Source organism: Coxiella-like endosymbiont, assembly GCF_002871095.1.
In the GTDB taxonomy this organism is placed as follows: domain Bacteria; phylum Pseudomonadota; class Gammaproteobacteria; order Coxiellales; family Coxiellaceae; genus Coxiella.
This window is the reverse complement of sequence record NZ_NSHJ01000169.1, coordinates 1-3,514: the sequence shown is the minus strand read 5'-3', so window position 1 is coordinate 3,514 and position 3,514 is coordinate 1. Positions and strand designations below refer to the sequence as shown.

Sequence of the window (3,514 nt, the reverse complement as noted above, 5' to 3'; positions counted from 1 at the left end):
CTAAATAAGTACGAACCATGATTTTAAAAACTCTTTAAGAAAAGGTTTCTTACTGAAAAATTATCTTATCCAGTCCACTCAGCTTTTAATAAGCTTTTAACCACTTCCAACTTTATGAAACCTTTAACAATTAAGACTTTTAGTTTATGAGGAAAATTATTTTTTTTAATTGAACCACAAGATTCAGTCAAGAGCTATTTCTGTCCTGAATAGAACATACAAAAAGATACACAGAGAGTGTTTGATAAACACTGAGATGCTATTCTCATTTATAAACCAATTTTTCTTGCAACTCTTCGTAGATGAGATAAGCTATTTTTCTAGCTGTAAAAATTATAAAACTTAAAATTATATCTAAAGATTAAATATTTTTATCGAGGTTTCGTCAAACTTTTAGTTACATTTACAACTATTGATCTATCATTATAATATAATCAAGCCAATTAAACCAAGAGAAGACAAAGTACATCAATAATAAATACCAAAACTAATTAATCATAGTTGATGTATTTCTTCCTTTTGAGATATTACATTCCAAAAGGAGAAAAAAGTAATTTAGATTAGAAAATTCCTTAAGATCTATTTAAATAATGGGTAGTAATAATATCAAAGTTACCATATAAAGAAGCCAAAATAGACTTTTAACAGCTGCCTATCACTATCTCTCCTCTAGATTATTAAAAATAATACCTTCCATAATATATGGAAAATATTTCATAAGTAAATATTCGAACTTTGATTTAGTGATTCTCAACTAAATTTGGAACTTTCCATATTTATTTTAATAGTATTTATTATCCTAATTTTTGTTCTCTCACTAATCTCTAAAAAATTAGAATCTTCTTTAAATTTTTAAATTAATATGCATGGAATCTATTTTATATAAAATTTGAGAACATATTAATCCATTTTAATTTTTACTTGAATATCCTGAGAAATTAAAATATATTTAATAAATTCATAAATTTTTAAATAGCTTCATTGTATTTAGACTGTTAAAGTCTCTTAAAGGAAATAGTAGTGACAATAATTTTTTGGTTTAGACAAGACCTACGTCTCTCAGACAATGTAGCTCTAACAGAAGCAACGAAGTCAAGTCGTAATTTAATTCCAATATATATTTTTGACGATGAACTTAAATCAATAGGCGAAGCACAATATTGGTGGTTACATCATAATATTGCGTCTTTACAAGAATCTTTAATACATAAAGGAATCACTTTAATATTAAAAAGAGGCAATACTGAAAAAATATTTATAGAACTTATTAAAAAATATCAAATAAAAAAAATTTATTGGAATTGTTGTTATGAAAGTTATTATAGAAAGTTAGATAGTCATCTAAAAAAAATATTCAGCACTCTTTCCATTGAAGTGTTCATTTTTGAGTCTAACCTTCTGATAGAACCACAGAACATTAAAAATCAATCAGGGAATTATTATAAAGTCTTTACTCCTTTTTATAATCGAATTAGCACTTTAATAATTCCAAGACAACCATTAAGAGTTCCTCAAAATTTATTAAAAACGGGGCCTCTCGAAACTGAAAAACTAGAAGACTGGCAACTTTTACCAAAAAAATTAAACTGGAGTCTGGGCTTCAACCAATGGAAACCTGGAGAAAAAAATGCCCAAGTTTTGCTTAAAAGATTTATTAAAGAAAATCTTAAAAATTATTTTAATAAACGAAATCGTCCTGATATTTGCTCTACTTCACAGCTTTCTCCATATCTCCATCTTGGAACAATCAGCGTCTATCAAATTTTAGCTGCGATCAATAAGGCCGTGATAAATGACAAAACTTTAAAGCAATCTGCCGACGTCTTCCTACGTCAATTAATATGGCGTGAATTTGCTTACTATTTATTATGGTATTTTCCTGAAATCAATAAAAAAAATTTTAGAAAAAAATTTGATAATTTAAAATGGACAAAAAATAACAGCCACCTGAAAGCTTGGCAAAAAGGCTTGACTGGTTATCCCATAGTTGATGCTGGAATGCGTGAATTATGGCACACAGCTTACATGCACAATCGTGTAAGAATGATTGTAGCTTCTTTTTTAGTAAAAGATTTATTAATTGATTGGCGAGAAGGAGAACAATGGTTTTGGAATACATTATTGGATGCGGATGTTGCTAACAATGCTCTTGGATGGCAATGGATAGCTGGATCAGGCCCCGATGCTGCACCTTATTTTCGAATTTTTAATCCAATCTTACAAAGTAAAAAATTTGATCCAGAGGGGATTTATATCAAAAAATGGATTCCAGAGCTTGTTAATGTACCAACAAAATATATCCATTATCCTGCTAATATGCCACTCAAGATTATGAAATCATCCAAAATTCATTTTGGAATTGATTATCCCTTCCCAATAATTTCGCATAGCCAAGCAAAATATCAAGCTTTAAAAGAATACAAAAGTTTAAGCTTAATAAAATAATATTGTCATTATAAAGTATATTTAGATATTATCTATATAATTATATTATATGTGGACATCAGTTAAAATGATTCAGGAAGGATTATATCATGAAACTTATTAACTTTCTTAATACATAATATTTTTATACAGAGTATACAAAATTAAAATTATTTCTGAAAAGATTAAAGATGAGTTCCATCGAGAAGAAACTAATAGAAAGATGTTCCAAGATCTCTCTCAATTGCTGATGCATTATAAAACCATAAAAAAGTATTGTATTTATAACTTAAAAAATAAAAAATATTAAATCAATTCTTAGATCCTTTATTTCGGCAGAAAAAGAAGTAGAGAAAATAATTAAAAACCAAAGAAAACTAAAATGTTTAAGAGTGGTAAGATAAATTTTTAAAGCTTAATAAAAAATTATAAGATTTTTAAAAATTTTAATTTTCTAAATATAGTTGAGATCGTTGAAGTTTTAAGGAAAAATAGAGAAATAAGAAATAAATTTCATAAAAAACAACAGGAATTATCAATAAAAAACAAGATAACTCTTAATAGAGTTTAACACATTCTTTTTAAGCATTAAAGCATAATAATATAACTCATCATTCATTCGATAGAGAACATAGAATATTAGTATTTTATTCGTTATTATGAATTGATTTCTTAACGTCGTTAAAAATATTCTTTTAACCTATTTCAAAAAAATAGGTTCTATTTTATTTGATAACAATATTTTGATGATAGCTAGCAAATCTCCTAAATTATTCTGTGAAAATAACCTATTCATACATTACAAAAAAAATCCTTCACACTGAATTGGAAGCTCTTGCTGGGATCAGAGATATCTCAAAAGCTTTGATAGGAAAGCATATATCTATCGAAAATAGATTTTCATATCAATGATGAGTTATAAAAAAATTCAATAAAAATAAAATTGTATTATATAAAAAATTAAAAGTTGTTAACTAAAAATATCTATTCATAGTTCGTTTTATGATTACTAAAATAAAAACATAAAAACAAATTTAAGAACTAATGGTGCTCTTTAATTATAAACACTCTATAGATTACAAAATTAATA

General features: G+C 26.1%; 1 protein-coding gene. It reads left to right on the top strand.

What is annotated here, in order from left to right:
* Positions 1–1,020 precede the first annotated feature (1,020 nt).
* Positions 1,021–2,445, top strand: a complete 1,425-nt coding sequence (locus CLERM_RS03760; RefSeq protein WP_102157247.1) for a cryptochrome/photolyase family protein — start codon at positions 1,021–1,023, stop codon at positions 2,443–2,445.
* The last annotated feature ends 1,069 nt before the right edge of the window (positions 2,446–3,514 follow it).